Below are 22,946 nucleotides of genomic sequence, written 5' to 3' on the forward strand. Positions count from 1 at the left end.
GGGCGGGCCCCGTAGGGCGGCCGCGGGAGGGGAACCCGCATGGTGGCGCCCCGGACGGTCCGGCCGCGCCGCACCGGGAAGGCGGTACCGCTATGGGTCTGCCCCATGGCCACGCACACGGCACCGTGACGCAGCGGCTGATCGGCGACCACCTCGTGTCCGGCCGCATGGTGCCGGGTGAGGAGATCGCGCTGCGCGTGGACCAGACGCTCACCCAGGACGCCACCGGCACCCTGGTGATGCAGGAACTGGAGGCGCTGGCGCTGGACCGGGTCCGGACACAGGTCAGCGTCCAGTACGTCGACCACAACATCCTGCAGGCCGATGAGCGCAACGCCGAGGACCATGAGTTCCTGCGCTCGGCCGCCCGCCGCTTCGGCCTGTGGTTCTCCAAACCCGGCAACGGGGTCTCCCACCCCACCCATATGCAGCACTTCGGCGCTCCCGGCAGAACACTCGCCGGGTCCGACTCGCACACCTGCGCGGGCGGCTCCCTGGGCATGCTGGCGATCGGCACCGGCGGCCTGGAAGTCGCCCTCGCCATGGCCGGACGGCCGCTCCACCTCACCATGCCGAAGATCTGGGGCATCCGGCTGACCGGGGAACTGCCGCCATGGGTCAGCGCCAAGGACGTGATCCTGGAGCTGCTGCGCCGTCACGGGGTGCAGGGCGGCGTCCACCGCGTGCTGGAATACCACGGGCCGGGGCTGGCCTCCCTCACCGCCATGGACCGGCACGTCATCGCGAACATGGGGGCGGAACTCGGCGCCACCACCACCGTCTTCCCCTCCGACGACGCGGTGCGCCGCTTCCTGGAGGGGGTGGGGCGCGGCGAGGACTTCGTCCCGATCACCGCCGACGAGGACGCCTCGTACGACCTCGACGAGGAGATCGACCTGTCGTCCCTGGAGCCCCTGATCGCCCGGCCCACCTCCCCGGGAAACATCGTGCCGGTCCGGGAGGCCGCCGGGGAGCCCATCGGGCAGGCGGTCATCGGCTCCTCCGCCAACCCCGGGTTCCGGGACTTCGCCGTACCGGCGGCCATGGTGGCGGGGCGGCAGACGGCGCCGGGGGTGAGTCTGGACATCAACCCGACGTCCCGCGAGATGCTTCAGGACCTGACACGTTCGGGCGCCACGTTCGATCTGATCGCCGCCGGTGGCCGCATCCACCAGTCGGGCTGTCTCGGCTGCATCGGCATGGGCCAGGCGCCCGCGGCGGGGCGCAATTCGCTGCGGACCTTCCCGCGCAACTTCCCCGGCCGCTCGGGCACCGAGGACGACGCGGTGTGGCTGTGTTCACCGGAGACCGCCACCGCCTCCGCGCTGACCGGCGTCATCACCGATCCGCGCGACTGGGCCGACCGGCTGTCGGCGGCCCCTCCCACCCCGCACGCCCCCGAACCGCCATCGGTCAACGACGCCATGCTGGAGCCACCGCTGCCGCCGGACGAGGCCCGCCGCGTCCGGCTGCGGCGCGGCCCCAACATCTCCGCCCTGCCCGACCTCGATCCGCTGCCGGACACGATCGAAGGCCCGGTCCTGCTGAAGGCCGGTGACGATGTCTCGACCGACGAGATCTCCCCGGCCGGGGCGAAGGCCCTGCCCTACCGGTCCAACATCCCGAAGCTGGCCGAGTTCACCCTCACCCGGCTGGACCCCGACTACCCCCGGCGCGCCGCGTCGGTCCGGGACGACACCGGGCACCTCATCGTGGCCGGGGAGAACTACGGCCAGGGTTCGTCGCGCGAACACGCCGCCATCACCCCGCGCTACCTCGGGCTACGAGCGGTCATCGCCAAGTCGTACGCCCGCATCCACTGGCAGAACCTCGCCAACTTCGGCGTCCTCGCCCTCGAATTCGACGCCCCCGGCGACTACGAGCGCGTCGAGGCCGGCGACCGGCTGCGGCTGTCCGGTCTGCACGAGGCCCTGGCCCGGCCGGACGACCCCACGCTCCGCGTACGCAACACCACCCGGGACGAGGAATACCCGCTGCGCCACCGGCTCTCGCCCCGGCAGTGCGAGGCGGTCCTCGCGGGCGGGACCATCGCGGCGCTCGCCCGCTGACCGGCACACGAGCCGACCGGCACACGAGCCGACCGGCACACGAGCCGACCGGCACACGAGCCGACCGGCACACCGGCCGACAGGGCCGCCCGCCGACCGGCCATCATCCGGCCCGGCGCGCGTGCATACCGGGCCGGGCGTCGGGTACCCGCGCGCCACGCCGTCGGCTGATCCCCCGGGGGAACGCGATGGCCAGGCTCTTCCGGTCCAGAATGCGGGCCGGTGGAGCCGCCCCTCGGCGGCTCGGCGGTCAGTCGAGACCGCCGCTCTCACAGATCTGCCGGGCGATGTCCCGCAGCTTGATGTTGCGCTCCTGGGACACGCGCCGCAGCACGCTGAAGGCATCGTCCTCACCGATCTTGAGGCGTTCCATGAGGATGCCCATGGCCTCACCGATGGTGTGCCGGGTGGAGAGTGCCTGCTGGAGCTGGTCGGCGGTGCGGGCGCTGGAGAACGCGACCGCGGCGTGCGAGGCCAGCAGCCAGCCGGCGGTCTCGCTGCCCTTGGTGAAGGTGCCCGTGCTCCGTGAATACAGGTTCAGCGAACCCAGTTCCTCTTCCCTCGTGTAGAGCAGGAATCCCATCATGCTGCCGATGCCCAGTTCGTGGGCCCGGCGCCCGTACTCGGGCCACTTCTCCTGCGGCTCGGCGAGGTCCTTGATCCGGTAGACGGGCTCGCTGCGGAGCGCGGCGTCGAAGCACGGCCCCTCGCCGGTCTTCTCCTGCAACTGATCGGAGCGGACCACCAGACCGTCGGTGGGGGCCAGGGTCTCCACCCGTCGGCCGTGGAGGATCAGGATCCCGGCCGCGTCGCACCCTTCGACGATCTCCACGGCGCATTCGGTGATCCGGTCCAGCGTCGAGTCCACCGACTCCTGCGCCAGCAGGTCCCGCGCCATCACGGCCATCTGCTCCGCGAAGCTCTCCCAGTCCATGTGCACCGTCTCTCTCGCCAACATCCCCGCACGACCATCATGGGCCCTGGAGGGAGCGGCGGACCACGTACGCCAGGATGCCGGGCCTTTGGCCGCCCAGCCGCGGCTGGAGCCGGCGCCGTCGTCGCGGCCCGCGTCGATGACCAGGGCGCAACCCGCGTCGCGGTAGGCGGGCTGCTGCCGACCGCCTGACCGCGTTCCGTCGATGTCCCCCGCGTCTCACAAGGGGTCGGCCGGGTTCGGCCGAGGCGGTTGACACTCCCGCGGGGCTCGCTGACCACGCGCAAGGTAGGGGCGCTCCCAACTCCCGGCTCCCGCCGTCCTGTCCCTGCCCCGGCCGGCCACGCGCCCGGCGCGGCGGCGGCGCCGAACCGGAGGAGAGCGCGGTGACCGTGTACCGGCCCGGGCGCGCACACACGCTCACGGCCGCACGACGCGGGGCGGGCCACGAGTGATCGCACACATGCTCGATTACCTGGGTACACTCCCGGTATGGGCGCGTATCTCCAGGGCTCGCTCTTCGACCAGTCCGACGACGCCGTGCTCGGCCCGCTGCGCGGGGTGCGCAGGACCGAGCTGGGAGACGGGGCCTGGATCGATCTGCTGACCGGATGGCTGCGGGGAGCCGACGACCTGTTCGTGCGGCTCGCCGCCGACGTCCCCTGGAAGGCCGAGCGGCGGCGGATGTACGACCGCACCGTGGACGTCCCGCGGCTGCTCGCCTTCTACGGCGCCGACGACACCCTGCCCCACCGCGTCCTCACCGAGGCCCGGGCCGCGCTCTGCGCGTACTACGCCGCCGAGCTGGGGGAGGCGTTCACCACGGCCGGGCTGTGCTACTACCGCGACGGCCACGACAGCGTGGCCTGGCACGGCGACCGGACCGGCCGCGGCAGAAGCGAGGACACCATGGTCGCCATCCTGTCCGTGGGCGCGCCACGTGATCTGCTGCTCCGCCCCCGTGGCGGCGGCGCCACCGTGCGGCGGCCGCTCGGACACGGCGATCTCATCGTGATGGGCGGCTCCTGCCAGCGGACCTGGGAACACGCCGTCCCCAAGACCTCGCGGACGACCGGCCCGCGGATCAGCGTCCAGTTCCGGCCCACCGGTGTGGGGTGACACCCCCGCTACGGGGCGGGCTTGAGGTTCTTCATCGTGAAGTGCGAGGTGACGTTCTCGACCCGGGGGATGGTCATGGCGTGCCGGCCCAGGAAGGCCTCGTAGGCGGCCGGACCGGCCACGGCCACCCGCACGAAGTAGTCCGCCCTGGGGGGCGACCCTGCCCGGGCCGATCAAGGTCCTGGACGCGCTGTGCGCCCTGTTCACCGCGCTGCTGCTGTTCGTCGCCCTGCTGCCGACCCGCCGGCCTGCACCGCCCGCCGCCCCGCCGAGGAGGCCGCCGATGCCTGGTACGCCGTACGCGCTGCTCGCCGTGGCCGTCACGGCGGGCGTTCACCTCGCCCTCGGCCGCCGCACGATCCTGAGCGTCGGCATCGGCACCGCCGTCTACGTGGCGCTCGTCGACGCCCTCTGAACGCGCCGCCGGCTGAGGCCCGTTCGGAACCGGTGGCGGCCACGCCGCCGCCACCGCCACCCACCGCCTCTCGTTCGACGACGCGCCCTGGGCCCGGCCGCCGGGAAGCTGAGCGGTCGCGTCCGCGGGCTGATTCCGGCCGCACTTTCCGGCGGCACACCGCCTGTGCGGGGAATTCGGAATCCGGAATGTGCTCCGCCGAATGAACTGGAGTCACCTGCTCCAGCGGTTTACCCAGTGGGACTCCCGCTGGGTAAATGGTGTATTCGAGGGGCACAAGGGGCGCCGGTGACACGCTCTCTTCCGCCGTGGCTTACGAAAGGTACATCAATATTTAACAAAGGAAGAGAGGTGTGCCTATGGCGAGATCCAGCCCGTCATGGCAGGTACGGCGCCCGCAACTTGTTGACGGCTCAGTAACCGGATCGCTAATTTCGCCTCCGCGTCGTTCTGTGTAAAAGGCGCAAGCCGTACGTTAGACGTGCATGTCAGAATTATCTCCCTTTCGCGGCTCCAGCGATTTATCCGGAGAAAACATGTCATCCGTTGCGTATCCTGGCGATCTTGTTATAGGCATTACTCCGTTCGGGGAACCGGACCCCCGCCTCGCCGCGGCGGTCAGCCACGCGGGCGGTCTCGGCGTCCTCGACCTGGGAACGACGCGCCGCACAGCACTGGACGCGTGGGAACGCGTCGACGACTGGGTGCCCGACGGACGCTACGGGGTGCGCGTGACGGCGGGCTGCCCCCTCACGCCCGCGGATCTGCGGTACGCCGCACCACCGGACACCGGGCCCCCGGGGAACGGCGCCGGACCCGGGCCGCACACCGTGGTCCTCGGCGCCGGCGCGCCCTGGCCGCTCGCCGCCGTCGCCGCCCGCCACCGTGTCCTGGCCGAGGTCACCGACCCGGACCAGGCCCTGGAGGCGGTCCGGGCCGGGGCACACGGCCTGATCGCCCGGGGCGGTGAATGCGGCGGCCCGGTCGGCGAACTGAGCACCTTCGTCCTGCTCCAGCGGCTCCTGGCCGAGCCCGGGGTGTCCGTACCGGTGTGGGCCTGGGGCGGCATCGGCCCGCGCACCGCCGCCGCTGCGGTGATCGGCGGCGCGGCCGGGGTCGTCCTGGACACCCAGCTGGCACTGCTCGCCGAATCGGGGCTCACCGAAGACCGCGCCGCGATGCTCCGGCCGATGGACGGTTCGGAGACCACCGTCGTCGACGGGCACCGCGCGCTGCGCTCGCGGGCCCGCTCCCCGCACACCGGGCGGCCCCTGCCGGTGGGTCAGGACGGGTTCCTCGCCGCGCGCTTCGCGGAGCGCTGGCAGGACGTCGGCCGCGCCGTCCGGGGCATGTCCGACGCCATCCGCGGCGCCGTGGAGGACACCGTACGGGATGCGGCACACGACCGCGCGATCCCACTACCCACCGCGCAGGGCCCGATGACGCGGGTCAGCGACCAGGCGGGGTTCGCCTCCGCCGTCGCGGCGGACGGCGCGCTGCCGTTCATCGCGCTCGCCCTGGCCGGACGCGACCAGGCACGCACCCTGCTGGAGGAGGCCGCGGCCGCCCTGACCGGCCGCCCGTGGGGGGTGGGCGTGCTCGGCTTCGCCCCGGAGGAGATCAGAAGCGCCCAGCTGGATGCCGTACGGGAGATCCGCCCGAGCCACGCCATCATCGCGGGCGGGCGGCCGTCCCAGGCCGCGGCGCTGGAGCGGGACGGCATCACCACCTATCTGCACGTGCCCTCGCCCGGACTGCTGCGCCAGTTCCTGGAGGGCGGGGCGCGGCGGTTCGTCTTCGAGGGCTCCGAATGCGGCGGCCATGTGGGACCACGTGCGAGCTTCCCGCTGTGGGAGGCACAGCTCGCGGTCATCGAGGACTTCCTCGACGACCCCGCGCACTCCTCCGGCGGCGCAGGTCTGGAGGTCTACTTCGCCGGCGGGGTGCACGACGAACGGTCCGCCGCGATGGTGGCCGCGCTCGCCGCCCCGCTGACCCGGCGCGGCGTCGCCGTGGGGCTGCTGATGGGTACCGCGTACCTGTTCACCGAGGAGGCCGTCGCCCACGGCGCCGTGCGACCCCTCTTCCAGCGCCAGGTGCTGGCCGCCGAGCGCACCGCGCTGCTGGAGACCGCCCCCGGCCATGCCACGCGCTGCGTGCCGAGCCCCTTCACCGAGAGCTATCACGCCCTCAAGCAGCGGCTGCGGGAGGAGGGCGTCCCCGACCGGGAGCTGTGGGAGCGGCTGGAGCGGCTGAACGTCGGGCGGCTGCGCACCGCCAGCAAGGGCCTGGAGCGCGGCCCCGACGGTCATCTGACCGAGGCCGACGAGCGACGCCAGCTCTCCGAGGGCATGTTCATGGCCGGGCAGGTCGCGGTGCTGCGCTCGGCCACCACCACCATCGCCGCGCTGCACCACGCGGTGGGCCCGGCCGCGACGGACTTCCTCGCCGCGCGGGCCGAGGCGCTGCGCGCACGGCTGGGCGTGGACGCGGCCCCCGCGACGGCACCGGCGCCCGCGCCGCTGGACGTGGCCGTGGTCGGCATGGCCTGCATGTTCCCGCAGGCGCCCGACCTCGCCTCGTTCTGGGCCAATGTGGTGGGCGGCGTGGACGCCGTCACCGAGGTGCCCGCCGAGCGCTGGGACCCCGCCGTCCACCACACCGGCGACGGGGACGGCGCCTCCGCCTCCCGGTGGGGCGGCTTCCTGCCGCGCATCCCCTTCGACCCGCTGCGCTACGGCATCCCCCCGGCCTCCCTCGGCAGCATCGAACCCGTCCAGCTGCTGGCCCTGGAGGCCGCCCGCCGGGCGCTGGACGACGCCGGGTACGGCGACCCCGGGGACGGGCGCCGGGAATTCGACCGGTCGCGCACGTCCGTGGTGTTCGGCGCCGAGGCGGGGAGTGACCTGTCCAACGCGCAGACGCTGCGCGCCGTCCTGCCGTCGTACTTCCGCGAGGTGCCCGAGACTCTGGCCGAACAGCTGCCCCGGCTCACCGAGGACTCGTTCCCCGGCATGCTCGCCAACGTCATCTCCGGGCGGATCGCCAACCGGCTCGACCTCGGCGGCGCCAACTACACCGTGGACGCGGCGTGCGCGTCCTCGCTGGCCGCCGTCGACGTCGCCTGCAAGGAGCTGACCGCCGGCACCAGCGACCTCGTCCTGTGCGGCGGCGCCGACCTGCACAACGGCATCAACGACTATGTGCTCTTCTCCTCCGTCCACGCCCTGTCCCCGACCGGCCGTTCCCGGGCGTTCGACGCGTCGGCCGACGGCATCGCGCTCGGCGAGGGCGTCGCGTGCGTCGTCCTCAAGCGGCTGGCCGACGCCGAACGCGACGGCGACCGGATCTACGGCGTCATCAAGGGCGTCGGCTCCTCCAGCGACGGCCGCTCGCTCGGGCTGACCGCCCCGCGCCCCGAGGGCCAGCGGGCCGCGCTGGAGCGCGCCTACGCGAGCGCCGGGGTCTCCCCGGCCGAGGTCGGCCTGGTCGAGGCGCACGGCACCGGTACGGTCGTGGGGGACCGCACCGAACTCACCGTCCTCACCGAGGTGTTCGCCGAGGCCGGGGCGGCCCCCGGCGGCTGCGCGCTCGGCTCCGTCAAGTCCCAGATCGGGCACACCAAATGCGCCGCCGGGCTGGCCGGGCTGGTGAAGACCACGCTGGCGCTGTACACGGGCGTCAAGCCGCCGACCCTGCACCTGACGCGGCCGGGCCCGGCGTGGGACGCGGAGCGCGGCCCCTTCGTCTTCCACACCGAGGCGCGGCCCTGGGCCACGGCGCCCGCGGACCGGGTCGCCGGGGTCAGCGCGTTCGGCTTCGGCGGGACCAACTTCCACGTGGTGCTCGCGGCACACGGCAAGGGAGCCCCACCCCCCGCGCACACGCTCGACGCCTGGCCCTGCGAACTCTTCCTCTTCCGCGGGGCCGACCGGGCGGCGGCGCTGCGCGCGGTCGAGGAGACACTGCGGCAGATCGAGGCCAACGACGCGGCGGGGCGGCCCTGGCGGCTGCGCGACCTCGCGCTGGCCGCCTCCCGGCGGGCCGACACCGGCCACGAACCGGTGCGGGTGGCGGTGGTGGCCGCGGACCTGGACGACCTGGCCGAGCGGTTACGGCGGGTGGCGGCGGGCGATGTATCGCCCGCCGGGCCGCCGCCGAGACCGGGCGGGCGGGACGACGGGCTGTACATGGCCCCGGACACCGAGCCCGACGAGCCGGTGGGGAAGGTGGCGTTCCTCTTCCCCGGGCAGGGCAGCCAGCGGCCCGGGATGTTCGCGGACGTGTTCGTGGCCTTCCCCGAACTGCGGCGGCACCTCCTCCACGAGCCCGGCCACGCCGGTGCGCTGTACCCCCCGGCCGCCTTCGACGACGCCGGGAAGGCCGCGCAACACGCCGCCCTCACCGACACCCGGGTGGCCCAGCCCGCCCTGGGCATCGTGGGACTCGCCGCCCACACCCTGCTCACCTCGGCCGGAGTACGGCCCGACATGGCGGCCGGGCACAGCTACGGCGAGCTGGTCGCGCTGTGCGCCGCGGGCGCCCTCGACCCGCGCACCCTGCCCCGGCTCAGCGCCGAGCGGGCGGCCGCCATCCTGGACGCCGCCGAGGCCGCCGGACACGAACCGGGCACCATGGCCGCCGTGACCGCTCCGGCCGACACCGTCGAGCGGTTGCTACGGGAGGCCGGGCTCGCCGGCCAGGTGGTGGCCGCCAACCACAACGCGCCACGGCAGACCGCGATCTCCGGCCCCGAGCGGGAAGTGGCGGACGCGATCAAGCTGCTGCGGGAGGCCGGGCACACCGTCCGGCGGCTTTCGGTGGCCTGTGCCTTCCACAGCCCGCTGGTCGCCGGGGCCGGGCCGCGCTTCGCCGAGGCGCTGGCCGAACACGCGGTGGCAACACCGGAGTTCCCGGTCTGGGCCAACCGCACCGCCGCACCGCACGGCGCGGAGCCGGACGCCATCCGCGCCGAACTCGCCGCCCAGATCGGCGCCCCGGTCCGCTTCCAGGAACAGATCGAGGCCATGTACGCGGCGGGCGCCCGGATCTTCGTCGAGGCCGGTCCTGGCACCGTGCTGACCCGGCTGGTGGCGGAGATCCTGGGCGACCGGCCGCACCGTACCGTCGCCTGCGACGCGCGACGGGCCCGCACCGAGGCGCGGCGGGGCGGCTTCGAGGGGCCGCGTGGCTTCCTCGACGCCCTCGCCCGGCTGGCCGTCGCCGGGGTCCCGGTGCGCACGGGCTGGCTGTTCCGCGGGCGGGACGCCGTGGACGCGGCGTCCACCGCGCCGCCGAAGCGGCCCGGATGGACGGTCGACGGACAACTGGTCCGCACCGCGGACGGTGACCTTCTCCCCGGTGCGCTGGCACCGGCCCGACGTGTCGTGGAGGCGACGGTGAGCCAGACGGAGCGCAAGGGCGACGGCGGATACGGGGACCGGGACGCCCTGATCGCCGAATACCTGAGAACCAGCCGGGAGATGATCGCCGCCCAGCGCGACGTCCTGCTCACCTACTTCGGCGGGGCGCCGGGCGAGCGGCCCGCGGCGCCACCCCCGGCCGCCACCGCCCCGCTGCCCGTGGCCGCACCGGCCACCGCGCTGCCCATGCCCGCCGAGCCCGTGGCCGCTGCCGCGCCCGCCACCGTCGCGCCCGCCACCGTCGTACCGGCACCGGAAGAACCGGCCGCGGCGCCCGCCACCGGGGCCGATGTCCTGCGCGCGGTCTCCGAGATCATCAGCGAACGCACCGGCTACCCCGTCGACATGATCGAACCCGATCTCGACCTCGAAGCCGACCTCAGCATCGACTCCATCAAACGCGCCGAGATCGCCGGTGAGTTGGCCCGGCGCCTCGGCATCGCGGGCGCCGGAACCGCCGCGCTGGCCGACGAGGAGCTGGAGGAGCTGGCCAAGGCCCGCACGACGGCGGCCGTCACCGACTGGCTCACGGCACGCCTCGCCCCCGCCACCGCGCCTCTTGCCGAGCCCGCCCCCGCGCCCGCGGCCGAACCCGTGGCCGGGCCCGCCGCCGTGCCGGGCGTGGCGCCCCGGCGGATGCGGCTGGTGCCCGTACCCCTGGACGAGCCGGAGGGCGCCGGGCCCCTCGACCTCACCGGCAGGCGTTTCGCCCTGCTCGGCGGGGACGCGGGAGGCGTGGCCGACGCGGTCGCCGCCCGGCTCGCCGGGCACGGCGCCCGGACCATGACCCTCGCCGCGGGCCACCTGCTCGCCGAGGAGGACGGCCCGGTGGACGGCGTGCTGCTGCTCGACCCGCTGGCCGGGTCCGGCGGGCCCCTGCTGCCCGAGGCGTTCGCCGTGATCCAGGCGGCGCTGCGCCGCGCGCCGCGCCGGCTGCTCGCCGTGCGTACCGCCGATCCGCTCGACCCGCGCCCGGCCGGGCTGCGCGGGGTGTTCCGTACGGTGGCCAGGGAATACCCGGACACGGCCGCCACCTTGGTGGAGCTGGCCGCCGACACGCCCGTGTCCGCCGACGACGTGGCCGCTGCGCTGCTCGACGAGCTGTCCGCCACCGGCCGTACGCCCGTCGTCCTGCGTGCCGCCGACGGACGCCGCCACCGGCTGGATCTGACGCACGCCCCGCTCGGGCCGCTCGCCGCCTCGGGCGCCGGGCCCGCCGGGGACGGCGCGGCGGAGGCCGCCGCGCTCGGCCTGGACCGCGACTCCGTGGTGGTCCTGGTCGGCGGGGCGCGCGGCATCACCGCCCGGTGCGCGATCGCCCTCGCGTCCGCCGCCCGCTGCCGGATCGAACTCCTCGGCCGCACGCCCGAGCCCACCGGCCCGGAGGACCCGGACACCGCGGCGGCGCGCGACGAGACGGCGCTGCGCGCGGCGCTCGCCGCCCGGGGCGGCGCCACACCGGCCGGGATCGAGCGGGAGGCCGCCCGGATCCTCGCGGGCCGCGAAGTCGCCGCCACCCTGGCCGAGTTGGACGCGCTGGGCAGCCGGGTGCGCTACCGCTCGGTGGACGTCCTGGACGACGCGGCGGTCCTCCAGGCCGTGAAGCAGATCCACGCCGACCACGGGCGGCTGGACGGCGCCGTCTACGCGGCCGGTGTCATCGAGGACCGGCTGATCGCGGAGAAGTCCGCCGAGTCCTTCGGGCGGGTCTTCGGCACCAAGGCGGACGGCGCCCGGACCCTGCTGGACGCGCTCGCGGAACTGCCCGAACCGCCGGCGTTCACGGTGCTGTTCGGCAGCGTCTCCGCCGCCCTCGGCAACCGCGGCCAGGTGGACTACGCCGCGGCCAACGACGCCCTGGAAACCCTCGGCGCGCGGTGGCGGGCCCGCACCGGCCGCCGGGCGCTGACCGTGCACTGGGGGCCGTGGGCCCCGGCCGGCGCCCACGGCGGCATGGTCACCCCGGAGCTGGGCCGGGAGTACGCCCGGCGCGGCATCTCCCTCATCGACCCCGAAGAGGGCGCGCTGGCGCTGCTGCGCGAGCTGGCCTGGGGCGATGAGCCGGACCAGGCCGTCGTCTACACCGCCTCGGGCTGGTGACCGTGACCGCACGTCAGAGTTTGCCCCCGGTGGCCGTCGTCGGGATGTCGGTCCTGCTGCCCGGCTCCCCGGACCTGGACACCTACTGGCGCAACCTGTCCGGTGGCGTGGACGCCATCACCGACGTCCCGGCCGGGCGGTGGGACGCGGGGTTCTACGACCCGCGGGGCGGCGGCAACGGCACACCGGCCGCGCCCGACCGGGTGTACTGCCGCCGGGGCGGCTTCGTCGACACGTACGCGCACGTGGACGCCGCCCGCTTCGGCATCATGCCGAACTCGGTGTCCGGTACCGAGCCCGACCAGCTGATCGCCCTCGGCGTCGCGGCGGCCGCCATCGCCGACGCGGGCGGCGACGACCACCTGCCCGACCGGGAGCGGGTGGGCGTCGTCCTGGGCCGGGGCGGCTACCTCACCCCCGGGCTGGCCCGGCTCGACCAGCGGGTCCGCACCGCGCATCAGCTCGTACGGACCCTCGGCGAGCTGCTGCCCGGCCTCGGCCCCGGCCACCTGGACCGGATCCGGGACGCCTTCACCGAACAGCTCGGTCCTGACCGCCCCGAGACGGCCATCGGGCTGGTGCCCAACCTCGCCGCCTCACGCATCGCCAACCGGCTCGACCTGCGCGGACCCGCCTACACCGTGGACGCCGCCTGCGCGTCCTCCCTCGTCGCCGTCGACCAGGCGGTGGGCGAGCTGGCCTCCGGGCGATGTGACGTGATGCTCGCGGGCGGTGTCCACCACTGCCACGACATCACCCTGTGGAGCGTCTTCTCGCAGCTGCGCGCCCTGTCGCCGAGCCAGCGCATCCGGCCCTTCGACCGCGCCGCCGACGGCCTGCTGATCGGCGAGGGCACCGGCGTGGTCGTCCTCAAACGGCTCGCCGACGCGCGGCGCGACGGCGACCGCGTCTACGCCGTCATCCGCGGCACCGGCGTGGCCTCGGACGGCCGCGCCACCGGCCTGGTCAACCCGGACCCGGGCGGCCAGACCCGCGCCGTACGGCAGGCCTGGCGCGCCGCGGGCCTCGACCCGCGCGAAGCGGACTCGATCGGGCTGCTGGAGGCGCACGGCACGGCCACCCCCGCCGGGGACGCGGCCGAACTCACCACGCTGGCCGAGGTGTTCGGGCCCGGCGGCGAGTCGGACGGGTCCGCCGTCATCGGCTCGGTGAAGTCGATGATCGGCCACACCATGCCGGCCGCCGGTGTCGCGGGGCTGGTCAAGGCCGCCCTCGCCGTCCACCACGGGTGGCTGCTGCCCACCCTGCACTGCGACGACCCGCACCCGGGGCTGGCGTCCACCCGCTTCCGTACCCTCGACGCGGCCACCCCCTGGGAGGCCCCCGTGCGGCGCGCGGCGGTCAACGCCTTCGGGTTCGGCGGGATCAACGCGCATGTGGTGCTGGAGCAGGAGCCGGCCGCGGTGGTGAAGCGGCGCCCGGCGGCCGTCGTGACCGAACCCGAGCGGGTGCTGGCCCTGGCCGTGGACACCCCGGAGCGGCTGGCCGAACTGCTCGCCGCCGACGACGCGACCGTACGGGCCACCGCGCCCGCCCCCGTTTCCGGGCGGGGCGCCCTTACCCGGCTGGGCATCGTCGAACCCACCGCCAAGCGGCTCGCCCTGGCGCGGCGCGTGGTCGCCAAGGGCCGCCCGTGGCGCGGCCGCAACGACGTCTGGTTCACCCCCGGCCCCCTGCTGAGCGGCCCCGCCGGGAAACTGGCCTTCGTCTTCCCCGGACTGGAAGCCGAGTTCGAGCCCCGCACGGACGGGATCGCCGAGTACTTCGGGCTGTCCCGGCACACCGGCGGCCACCCGGGCGAGCGCTACGGCGAGGCGGCCCGAGCGGGCGACATCGGCCGCCACGGCGTCGGTGTCTTCGGTGTCGGACGCCTGCTGAACGCCGCGCTCGGGCGGATGGGAATCGTGCCGGACGCGGTGGCCGGACACAGCGTCGGCGAGTGGTCCGCGATGGCCGCGGGCGGGCTCTACGCGGGCGAGGCCGTCGACGCCTTCCTCGACTCCTTCGACCCCGACGCCCTGCGCGTCCCCGGTGTGACCTTCGCCGTCCTCGGCACGGGCGCGGAACGCGTCCTCACCGCGCTCGCCGAGCGGCCGGACAGCCGGATCGTCCTCTCGCACGACAACGCGCCCAGCCAGTCCATGGTGTGCGGACCCAGGGACGACGTCGAGGAGTTCGTCCGGGCGATGCGCGCGACGGGCGTGATCGCCCAGGTCCTGCCCTTCCAATCCGGCTTCCACACGCCCATGCTGGCCCCCTTCCTGGACCCCATCAGAACCCTGGCGGAACGCTTCGAACTGCTCCTGCCACCCCGCGTCCCGGTCTGGTCCGGAACCACCGCCGCGCCGTATCCGGACACCGAGGCCGAGGTGCGGCGGCTGTTCGTGCGGCACCTCCTGGAACCGGTGCGGTTCCGGCTGCTGATCCAGGCCCTGCACGACGCGGGCTTCCGCGCGTTCGTACAGATGGGCACCGGCCAGCTGGCCTCGCTCATCGGCGACACGCTGCAGGGCCGCGACCACCTCGTGGTGGCCGCCAACTCCCCTCACCGCGACGGCGTCGCCCAGCTGCGCCGCGTCGCCACCGCGCTGTGGACGGAGGGCGTGCCCGTGGACCCCGCCCTCCCGCGCCCCGGCGCGAGGGCGCGTGCGGCGCGGCCTCCGGCCCCGGTGCGGCTGAACCTGGACGGTGCGCTGATCTCGCTCGGCGAGCGGCGGCTGGGTGAGCTGCGGGATGCGCTGAGGTCGGTGGGGGAGGGGGCTTTCCCCACCCCGCCCCTTCCCGGAACCGAGGGGCTCCGCCCCCCGGCCCCCCACCAAGCCTGGCCACCCCCGGGCCCGGTCGGGGCGAGTACGGACGGGGCGGCGCCGCCACTCCCGGCGACGGACGCGCCGTGCCACCCCGCGCGGCCGTCTGCGGCGTCGGGTTCGCCGTACGCCGCGTCGCCGTACGCCGCGTCGCCGCACGCGGCGACGGCGAGCGCCGCCCAGGCGACCCCGCCGTACGCGGCGGTGGCGGGCCGGGACCATGCCGCGCCGCCGCTTCCAGCGGCGGGCGAGGGCCCGCCCGAGGCGCCGCACGCCGCGACGGCGGGCGCGGGTCCGGCCGCGCCGCCGTACCCGGCGATGGCGGGATCAGGTCATGTCGCACCGGACCAGGTCCAAGCTTCGCCGTACCCGGCGTCGGCGGGCACCGCCCGGGTCACACCGCAGCGTCCCGCGACGGCGGGCACCGCCCGGGTCACACCGCAGCGTCCCGCGACGGCGAGCACGGCCCAGGCCACCCCGCCGCACGCGGCGTCGGCGGGCGCGCCGCGCCACCCCGTGCCGCCGCGCCCACACCCCGGCAGCCCCCATCACCCCGCCCGTCCCACTCAACCTCCCCCCGCCGCGCCCTGGGCCGCCGAGCTTGACGCGCTCCTTCGGGAGACGGCCGATGTGGCGGTCGAGGTGGTCGCGGCGGGGCGGGCCGGGCGGGTTTCGGCTCGTGCGCGTCGCTACGACGTGCGGGTCTCCACCGAGGCCATGCCCTACCTCCGCGATCACTGCTTCTTCCCGCAGCGTCCCGGCTGGCCCGATGAATCCGACCGGTGGCCCGTGGTTCCGGCCACCACGATCGTCCAGCACCTCATCGACGCGGCGGCACACGCGGCGGACGGCGGCGGGGTGGCCGTGGCCGTGCACGGCGCGCGCTTCGATCAGTGGGTGACCGCGACGCCGCCCAGCACCGTCGCGGTCACCGTGACACCGTCCGCCACCAACCCCGCCCACTACACCGCCACGTTCGGCCGCAGCGCCCGTGGCACCGTCCAGCTCGCGCCCCACTACCCGGCCGACCGCCCCGCGCCGTGGCGTGTCGACCCCGCCACCGAGCGGGTGCCCGAGCACACCGCGGCGCAGATCTACGGCGAGCGCTGGATGTTCCACGGCCCGGCGTTCCAGGGGCTCACCCGGCTCACCGCGATCGGCGAGAGGCATATGCGCGGCACGATCACCACACCGGCCGCGCCCGGGGCGCTCCTGGACAACGTCGGGCAGCTCCTCGGGTACTGGATCATGGCGACGCACACCGAGCGCTCCGTCGTCTTCCCCGTCGGGATGCGCCTGATGCGCTTCTACGGTCCGCATCCCCGCCCGGGCACCGAGGTGGAGTGCCTGGTCAGGATCGTCGCGCTGACCGACGCGGCGCTTGAGGCCGATGTCCAGCTGCTGGCCGACGGGCAGGTGTGGGCGGAGCTGCGCGGCTGGCACGACCGCCGGTTCGACAACCATCCGCAGACCCGCCCGGTGGAGCGCTTCCCGCAGCGCAACACGCTGTCGCAGGCCCAGCCGGGTGGCTGGTCACTGGTGTACGAGCGCTGGCCGGACCTGGCCTCGCGGGATCTGATCATGCGCAATCATCTGGGCGGCGTCGAGCGCGCCGAGTACGCGCGGCAGCCGCCGCTCGGCCGCAGGCAGTGGCTGCTGGGCCGGATCGCGGCCAAGGACGCGGTACGGCGGTGGCTGTGGGAGCGGGGGGAGGGGCCGGTCTTCCCGGCCGAGATCCGGGTGTGCGACGACGAACACGGCCGCCCGTACGCCGTCGGCGTCCACGGCCGGACCCTGCCCCCGCTGGAACTGACGCTGGCGGCCCGGGCCGAGGCCGGGGTCGCCCTGGTGGTGCCGCGCCACCCGGACAAGCAACACGGCATCGGCATCGGCATCGAGGAAGTCGCCGACGGTGGCGAGCCGTTCGGCCCGGCCGAGCGCGAACTCCTCGCCTCCGTCACCGCCTCCGTCACCGACTCGGGCAGCAGCGACACGGTCCGGTGGGCCACGGCCTTCCGCGCCGCCAAGGCGGCGGTGGCGAAGGCGGACGGCACCGGCCGGGACGCCACCGTGGTCGGTGTGGAGCCGGAGGGCGCGGACCACGCGCGGCTCACCGTCGAGGTGGCCACCGCCACCGGACACCGGCCGCGCCGCTACCGGGTGTGCTGCACGACGACCGCCAACCCGTCCGGGTTGCCGGACAGGGAGTACGCCGTGGCCTGGACGACCGGTCCGGGCCACCGGGATCAGGACGAGGAGACCGATCAGTGACCACCGTCGAACCCACCGCCCCGGCGCCCGCGCCCGACGCACCGGCCGCACCGGCCGTGCTCGCGGACGTCGCCGGAATGCTCCGGGACATGCTCGACGAGGACGGCCTCGACGACATCGAGGTCACCATGGACACCCGCTTCACCGATGACCTGGAGCTGGAGAGCATCGATCTGGTGACCCTGGCGGGCACCCTTCAGGACCGGTACGGGCAGGAGGTCAACTTCGCCGAGTTCGTGGCGGACCTGGAGCTGGACGAGATCATCGGCCTCACTGTCGGGCAGCTCGTGGAGTACATCGTGCGGTGCCTCAGAGTGGCCGAGGGGAGCTGACCCATGGCGATGATCCACCTCGGTGGCCCGCCCGGCACCGGCGACGGGCCGGACGGTATCCGTCTGCACGTACAGCGGCTGTCCCCGCCGGGCGGCCGGCCGCCCACCGCCACCGTCGTGCTCGTCCACGGCCTGCTCACCGACTCCCTGGCCAGCTGGTACTTCACGGTGGCTTCGGACCTGGCCGCCGCCGGGCTGGACGTGGTGATGTACGACCAGCGGGGGCACGGCCGCAGCGAGCGCCCCGGATCCGGTTACCGGCTGGAGACGTTCGTCAGCGATCTGGAACGGCTGCTGGACCAGCTGGACATCACCACGCCCGTCCACCTCGTGGGCAACTGCTTCGGCGGCACGGTGGCGTACGGCTACGCCCTGCGCCACCCGGAACGGATAGCCGGTATCGCGACGATCGAGGCGAAACCCGCCACCGAGAGCTGGCTGACGGACATCAGCGGCATCATGCGGCGCATCGTCGTCGAACTCGTCGCACACGAGGCCGAGTCGCTGGCCTGGGTCACCGCCCACCGGGGCGCGCACACCGCGCGGCTGGCCAAGTCGGCGGCCCGGCTGGTGCGTACGACCACGATCGCCGAGGACGTGGCCGCGAGCCGGACGGTGAGCGAGGAGCAGGTCCGCTCCCTGCGCTGCCCGACGCTCGCCGTGTACGGCGCGGACTCCGAACTCGCCGCCGAGGACGGATGGCTGAAGACGCTGCCGCCGGGCACCCGCACGGTCATGCTGCCGGGGGAGGGGCATTCGGTGCTGGCCGAGGCGCCCGCGCGGATACGCGCACTGCTGCTGTCCTGGATCCGCGAACAGGGGACCGCCGTCCCGGTGGCGGCCGGGGCCGAGGGGGCTGATGTCTCATGACCGTGACGTCTCCGGGCCGCCGGTTTCTCTTCGTCGTGCCGCCGCTCGTCGGCCACGTCAACCCGACCGTCGGCGTCGCGGCCGAACTGACCGCCCGTGGCCACCAGGTGGCCTGGGCCGGGCTGCCGGAGGTCGTCCAGCGGCTGGTCGGCCCCGGTGCCACGGTCCACCGCTGCGCCGGGCCGGTGATCGGCGAGGGCGGGGCGGAGCGCCCGCCCGAGGTGCGCGGCCCGGGCGCGCTGAAGTTCCTGTGGGAGGACTTCCTGGTGCCGCTCGCCGAGGCCATGGCTCCCGACGTGGCCCGGGCCATCGAGGAGTTCCGCCCGGATGTGGTGGTGGCCGACCAGCAGACCGTGGCGGGCCCCCTGGTGGCCGAGCGGCTGGGCGTACGGTGGGCCACCTCGGCCACCACCTCGGCGGAGTTCACCGGCGCGCTGGACGGCATGCCCAAGATCGACGCCTGGCTGGACGGGCTGCTGGCCGGGGTGCGGGACCGGATCGGCGATCCGCGCGGCACGGCCGACCCCCGCTTCTCGCCCGATCTGGTGCTGGCGTTCACCACCGAGGAACTGGCCGGGCGGCCCGTCCGGGCGGCCGACCACATCCGGTACGTGGGCCCGTCCATCGCCGGGCGCCCGGACGAACCCGACTTCCCGTGGCAGTGGCTGGACCCCGCCCGCCCCGCCGTCCTGGTCACCCTCGGCACCGCGAACACCGACGCGGGCGCCCGCTTCCTCGCCGCGGCCCGGGAGGCCGTACGCACCCGGGCCGACCGCTTCCAGACGGTCATCGTCGATCCGGCGGGCACCCTCGGCCCCGTGGCCGAGGAGAGCGACAAGAACCTGCTGACGGTCCCGCGGATCCCTCAGTTGCGCCTGCTGGAGCGGGTGGCGGCGGTCGTGTGCCACGCGGGACACAACACCGTGTGCGAGGCCCTGTGGCACGGTGTCCCGCTCGTGGTGGCCCCGATCCGGGACGACCAGCCCGTGGTGGCCGCCCAGGTGGTGGCCGCCGGCGCGGGCGTCCGGGTCAGGTTCGGCAGGGTGCGGGCGGCGGCGCTCGGCGAGGCCGTCGACGCCGTACTGCACGAACCGGGCCACCGCGCCGCCGCCGAGCGTGTCGGCGCGTCCTTCCGCGCGGCGGGCGGCGCCCGCGCCGCCGCCGCCCACCTGGAACGACTGGCCACCACCCATCCCACCACCACCCCCGAGGGGGAACGATGAGCCAGGACAACGCCACCTCCAGCAGACCCGGGGCGCAAGCCCCGCGACCGTCCCGCGCCGAGGCCGTTGCCGCCCTCCGGCCGCGCTACCAGGCCGACCTGGCCCAGGGCACCGAGCGGTTCTTCGAGCCGCGCCGCACGGACTGCCCCTGGTGCGGCTCGCCCCGGCTGAAGCGCCGCCTGCGCACCAGGGACCGGTTCCAGAACAAGCCGGGCGGCTTCCGGCTGGACACCTGCCGGGACTGCCGTCTGGTGTTCCAGAACCCCCGGCTGGGCGCCGACGGGCTGGAGTTCTACTACCGCGACTTCTACGACGGGCTGGGGGAGGAGGGCATGGGCAACGTCTTCTCCGGCCGGCGGAAGATGTACCTCGGCCGCGCCGAGGCCCTGAAGCCCTCCGCCGACTCCCCGGCGAAGTGGCTCGACGTCGGCACCGGCCACGGTCACTTCCCCGAAGCGGCCCGCACCGTCTTCCCTCATACGGTCTTCGACGGGCTCGACTTCACCGAGGGCGTCGAACTGGCCGAGCGGGAGGGGCGGATCGACCACGGGATCCGGGGCAGCTTCCCGGAGCTGGCCGGGGAGCGGCTGGCCGGGCGCTACGACGTGGTGAGCATGTTCCACTACCTGGAGCACAGTACGGACCCCCGTGCGGAACTCCGCGCGGCCCACCGAGCCCTCGGCCCCGGCGGCCATCTGCTCATCGAGGTGCCGGACCCCGAGTGCTGGTTCGCCCGCCTCCTCGGCCGCTTCTGGCTGCCCTGGCTCCAGCCCCAGCACCTGTACTTCCTCCCCGTTGCGGCGTTGCGGAAGGAACTGGAAGCGCTCGGCTTCACCGTGGTCCTGGAACAGCACCGCGAGCCATCGGACACCGTCGACCTGCTGGGCGCGGTGTGGCTGGGTGCCAACGCGGTCCTGCCTCCCGACGACGCCCCCTGGCTGGCCAGGCCGACCGGTCGCGCGCGCTGGTTGCTGCGCTGCGCGGGCCTGCTGGTGGCCATTCCCCCGCTCGTCGTGGCCACCACAGTGGACCGGCTGTTACTCAAGCCACTGGCCGGGCTGGGGAAGGTGTCCAACGCCTACCGTCTGGTAGCCCGGCGCAATGGGTGAATTCGTTCGCCACTTTGCATTTCGCAACGTCAGTCCACACTTCGGTGGCCCTTCGTAGCGCCCGAACCCGAAAAATGTGAACTCCCTTGTTCCGCATCGGTTCCGTGTGCAAAGGTGCAGGTGTCGCCAGCTGGGCCAGGTGTTTTCGGCGCCGCCAACAGGGCCGACACTCCCCATTGGTACGGACTTTTCTCCCTGTCCCGTGAAAGGGAAAAGACGTGAACGACGCCGCCCTGGCGCACTCTTTAACCCCCACCCCCCTCTTCGGCGTGACGGACGAACAGCTCACGGCCGAAATGAAGAAGTGTTCGGGGAAACCGTCCGAACAACAGCCCGCCGGGGAGCTGCTGGGCCGTCACTGGGAGGCGGCCTTCTCCTACGCGAGCGTGTGCACCACGGGCTCCCACCCGGCGGGGATCCTCACCTCCGCCGCGTTCACCAGGCTGTTCGCGGAGGCGCTGCGGCGCAACACACCGGCCATCGCGTGGCGGCCACGGGTGCTGGCCACCGTGCGGGGCATAGCGGAGGAGTGGAACGCGGGCCCGCGCGCCGCGTTGCTCCACCCCGGCCTGCGGGCCGTCCCCAGGGAACGGGGGCGCGCGGACGGGCGGTTCCGTCCGCCGGAGAACAGACGCCTGGTGTTCCGCGCGTTCCAGAAGCTCCCCGAGGCGGCCCGCTGTCTGCTGTGGCACACGGAGGTCGAGGCGGAGCGACTGGCCGTACCGGCCGGGCTGCTGGGGTTGTCCGACGACGCCCCCGCCGAGCTGGAGCGGGCCCGGCTGCGCTGGCGTCAGGCCTGCCTGGAGGCCCACCGCGACACGGCCCCCGAGGAGGAGTGCCGCCAGTACAGCCGGCTGCTGGACGTTTCGCTCCGCCGCGGTGACACCCGGCTCGACCCCGATCTGCGGCAGCATCTGGTCCGGTGCGAGCACTGCCGTCATGCCGCCGACCAATTGGACCACTCCACCGGCCGGGTGGCCCTCCTGCTCGCCGAAGCGGTCCTGGGGTGGGGCGCGCGGGACTATCTCGACTCCCGGCCGGGCCGCCGCATCCCCGAACCGGGCCCCGTCGCGGCTCCCCCACCCATGCCCTCCGTCCCGCCACGTGGCGCAGGGCCTCGCCACTCCGCGGGGAAGAACCCCTGGTGGAAGGCGCGCCCGGCGGCGCGCAGAAGACGGCCGGGGCTCACCCGCGGCCGGCTCCTCGTGATGACGGCGGCCACCGTGAGCGGCTGCGTCCTGGTGTCGGTGGCGGTTGCCTCGGTCCTCCCCTCCGGCGCTGGCGAGAACGCCGCGTACGACCGCGACACCCCCTCCTCGCAGCCGGCCGCCGGGGCGGGCGACACGACGGCCCCCGGCTCGGATCCCTCCTGGATCGGCGCCGACGGCCGCCCGGACGACACACTGCGCGGACGGCTGCGCAACGCCGCGAACGGACTGTGCCTCGACATCGTCGGCGGCAAGCCCGAGGCGGGCGCGGAGACCGAGGCCACGCCGTGCACCTCCGCGGCCACCCAGCAGTGGTCGTACGAGGCCGACGGCCTGCTGCGCAGCCGCGCCGACCCCGACCTCTGCCTCAACTCCCGCCTGAGCTTCGCCGTTCAGTTGGGCTCCTGCGCCACCACCTCACAGCGGGCCGCGGCGAACGTGCGGTACGACTTCACCCTCCAGGGCACCCTGGTGCCGCGCTGGAACCAGGAGCTGGCCCTGACCCCGGACTCCACGGAGAAGGGAGCCGGGATGGTCCTGAAGACACGTGACGACTCCGCGAGGTCACAGCGCTGGCTGGCGGGTGGCGCGGCGAACGACAACCGGTACCGGACCGAGACGGGCCGCCCGGACCGGGAGGCGGCGCCCCGTCAGGTGTCCGCCGTCCGCCCGAAGCCCGCCCGCACCGCGCCACCGGCGCGCGCCCCCGAACCCTCGGCGCCCCCGAAGTCCGCGCCATCGTCGCGCCCCTCGTCCCCGGCGCCGCACCGCTCCAAGCCCCCGGCGGCGGATCCGCCCCCGCCGCGGCAGGCGGGCTCCTGGTACGGCCGGCAGGGGCCGTACGGAGAGTACGGACAGAGCGGATGGCAGGGACAGTACGGATACGGCGGGTACGGGCAGTACGGGCAGGCGCCCTGGGCCTCGGGCTGGGCCGGACACGACGGCGGCCGGGGAGGAGCGGGCTACCGGGGCTACCGCTGACGGCGCGAACCGGGGCGCGCGGCAGGTGCGGTGTCGAGGTGGCGTAGGAAAACGCGCACACACC

At 74.6% G+C, this 22,946-nt stretch carries 12 protein-coding genes; 10 read left to right on the plus strand and 2 right to left on the minus strand.

Annotated features, from left to right (window positions below):
- Positions 1 to 92 precede the first annotated feature (92 nt).
- The gene (locus ASC60_RS17610; RefSeq protein ID WP_055551974.1) at positions 93 to 2,069 is read left to right on the plus strand and encodes an aconitate hydratase; all 1,977 of its coding nucleotides are present in this window, start codon (positions 93 to 95) and stop codon (positions 2,067 to 2,069) included.
- Between the two features lie 250 nt (positions 2,070 to 2,319).
- Here the strand turns inward: ASC60_RS17610 and ASC60_RS17615 are convergent, their stop codons facing one another.
- A complete protein-coding gene (locus tag ASC60_RS17615) occupies positions 2,320 to 3,003 on the minus strand; it encodes a GAF and ANTAR domain-containing protein (RefSeq protein ID WP_055551976.1) in 684 nt (227 codons plus the stop codon).
- A gap of 492 nt (positions 3,004 to 3,495) precedes the next feature.
- Here ASC60_RS17615 and ASC60_RS17620 point away from each other — a divergent pair, with 492 nt between their 5' ends.
- Positions 3,496 to 4,122 carry an alpha-ketoglutarate-dependent dioxygenase AlkB gene (locus ASC60_RS17620; RefSeq protein ID WP_055551977.1) on the plus strand — a complete coding sequence of 209 codons (627 nt, stop codon included), beginning with the start codon at positions 3,496 to 3,498 and terminating at the stop codon, positions 4,120 to 4,122.
- 8 nt (positions 4,123 to 4,130) lie between these two features.
- Here the strand turns inward: ASC60_RS17620 and ASC60_RS39315 are convergent, their stop codons facing one another.
- Positions 4,131 to 4,256, minus strand: a complete 126-nt coding sequence (locus ASC60_RS39315) for a hypothetical protein (protein WP_079038453.1) — start codon at positions 4,254 to 4,256, stop codon at positions 4,131 to 4,133.
- Positions 4,257 to 4,405: 149 nt separating this feature from the next.
- On the opposite strand from ASC60_RS39315, the gene ASC60_RS43745 reads away from it, so the two are divergent.
- From ASC60_RS43745 to ASC60_RS17665, 8 genes are all read left to right on the plus strand, one after another.
- Positions 4,406 to 4,537, plus strand: a complete 132-nt coding sequence (locus ASC60_RS43745) for a hypothetical protein (protein ID WP_267892804.1) — start codon at positions 4,406 to 4,408, stop codon at positions 4,535 to 4,537.
- Positions 4,538 to 5,073: 536 nt separating this feature from the next.
- Positions 5,074 to 12,060, plus strand: coding sequence for a type I polyketide synthase (locus ASC60_RS17630; RefSeq protein WP_055551979.1), 6,987 nt, complete (start codon positions 5,074 to 5,076; stop codon positions 12,058 to 12,060).
- Between the two features lie 2 nt (positions 12,061 to 12,062).
- Positions 12,063 to 17,159: a beta-ketoacyl synthase N-terminal-like domain-containing protein gene (locus tag ASC60_RS39320; protein WP_370592929.1), complete on the plus strand. Its 5,097-nt coding sequence runs from the start codon at positions 12,063 to 12,065 to the stop codon at positions 17,157 to 17,159.
- On the plus strand, positions 17,156 to 17,491 hold the full coding sequence (locus ASC60_RS17645; RefSeq protein WP_055551981.1) for a phosphopantetheine-binding protein: 336 nt from the start codon (positions 17,156 to 17,158) through the stop codon (positions 17,489 to 17,491). Before ASC60_RS39320 ends, ASC60_RS17645 begins: the two co-directional genes overlap by 4 nt.
- A 3-nt stretch (positions 17,492 to 17,494) precedes the next feature.
- Positions 17,495 to 18,361 (plus strand): alpha/beta fold hydrolase, encoded by an 867-nt coding sequence (locus ASC60_RS17650; RefSeq protein ID WP_055551983.1) that lies wholly within the window; start codon positions 17,495 to 17,497, stop codon positions 18,359 to 18,361.
- Positions 18,358 to 19,584 carry a glycosyltransferase gene (locus ASC60_RS17655; protein WP_055551985.1) on the plus strand — a complete coding sequence of 409 codons (1,227 nt, stop codon included), beginning with the start codon at positions 18,358 to 18,360 and terminating at the stop codon, positions 19,582 to 19,584. Before ASC60_RS17650 ends, ASC60_RS17655 begins: the two co-directional genes overlap by 4 nt.
- Entirely contained in the window at positions 19,581 to 20,693 is a 1,113-nt protein-coding gene (locus ASC60_RS17660) for a class I SAM-dependent methyltransferase (protein WP_079038454.1), read from the plus strand. The genes ASC60_RS17655 and ASC60_RS17660 overlap by 4 nt, the downstream gene beginning before the upstream one ends.
- A 218-nt stretch (positions 20,694 to 20,911) precedes the next feature.
- The gene (locus ASC60_RS17665) at positions 20,912 to 22,882 is read left to right on the plus strand and encodes an RICIN domain-containing protein (RefSeq protein WP_055551986.1); all 1,971 of its coding nucleotides are present in this window, start codon (positions 20,912 to 20,914) and stop codon (positions 22,880 to 22,882) included.
- Positions 22,883 to 22,946: the final 64 nt, after the last annotated feature.

The sequence above is a fragment of the Streptomyces sp. NBRC 110028 genome (assembly GCF_001417735.1).
Classification (GTDB): domain Bacteria; phylum Actinomycetota; class Actinomycetes; order Streptomycetales; family Streptomycetaceae; genus Streptomyces.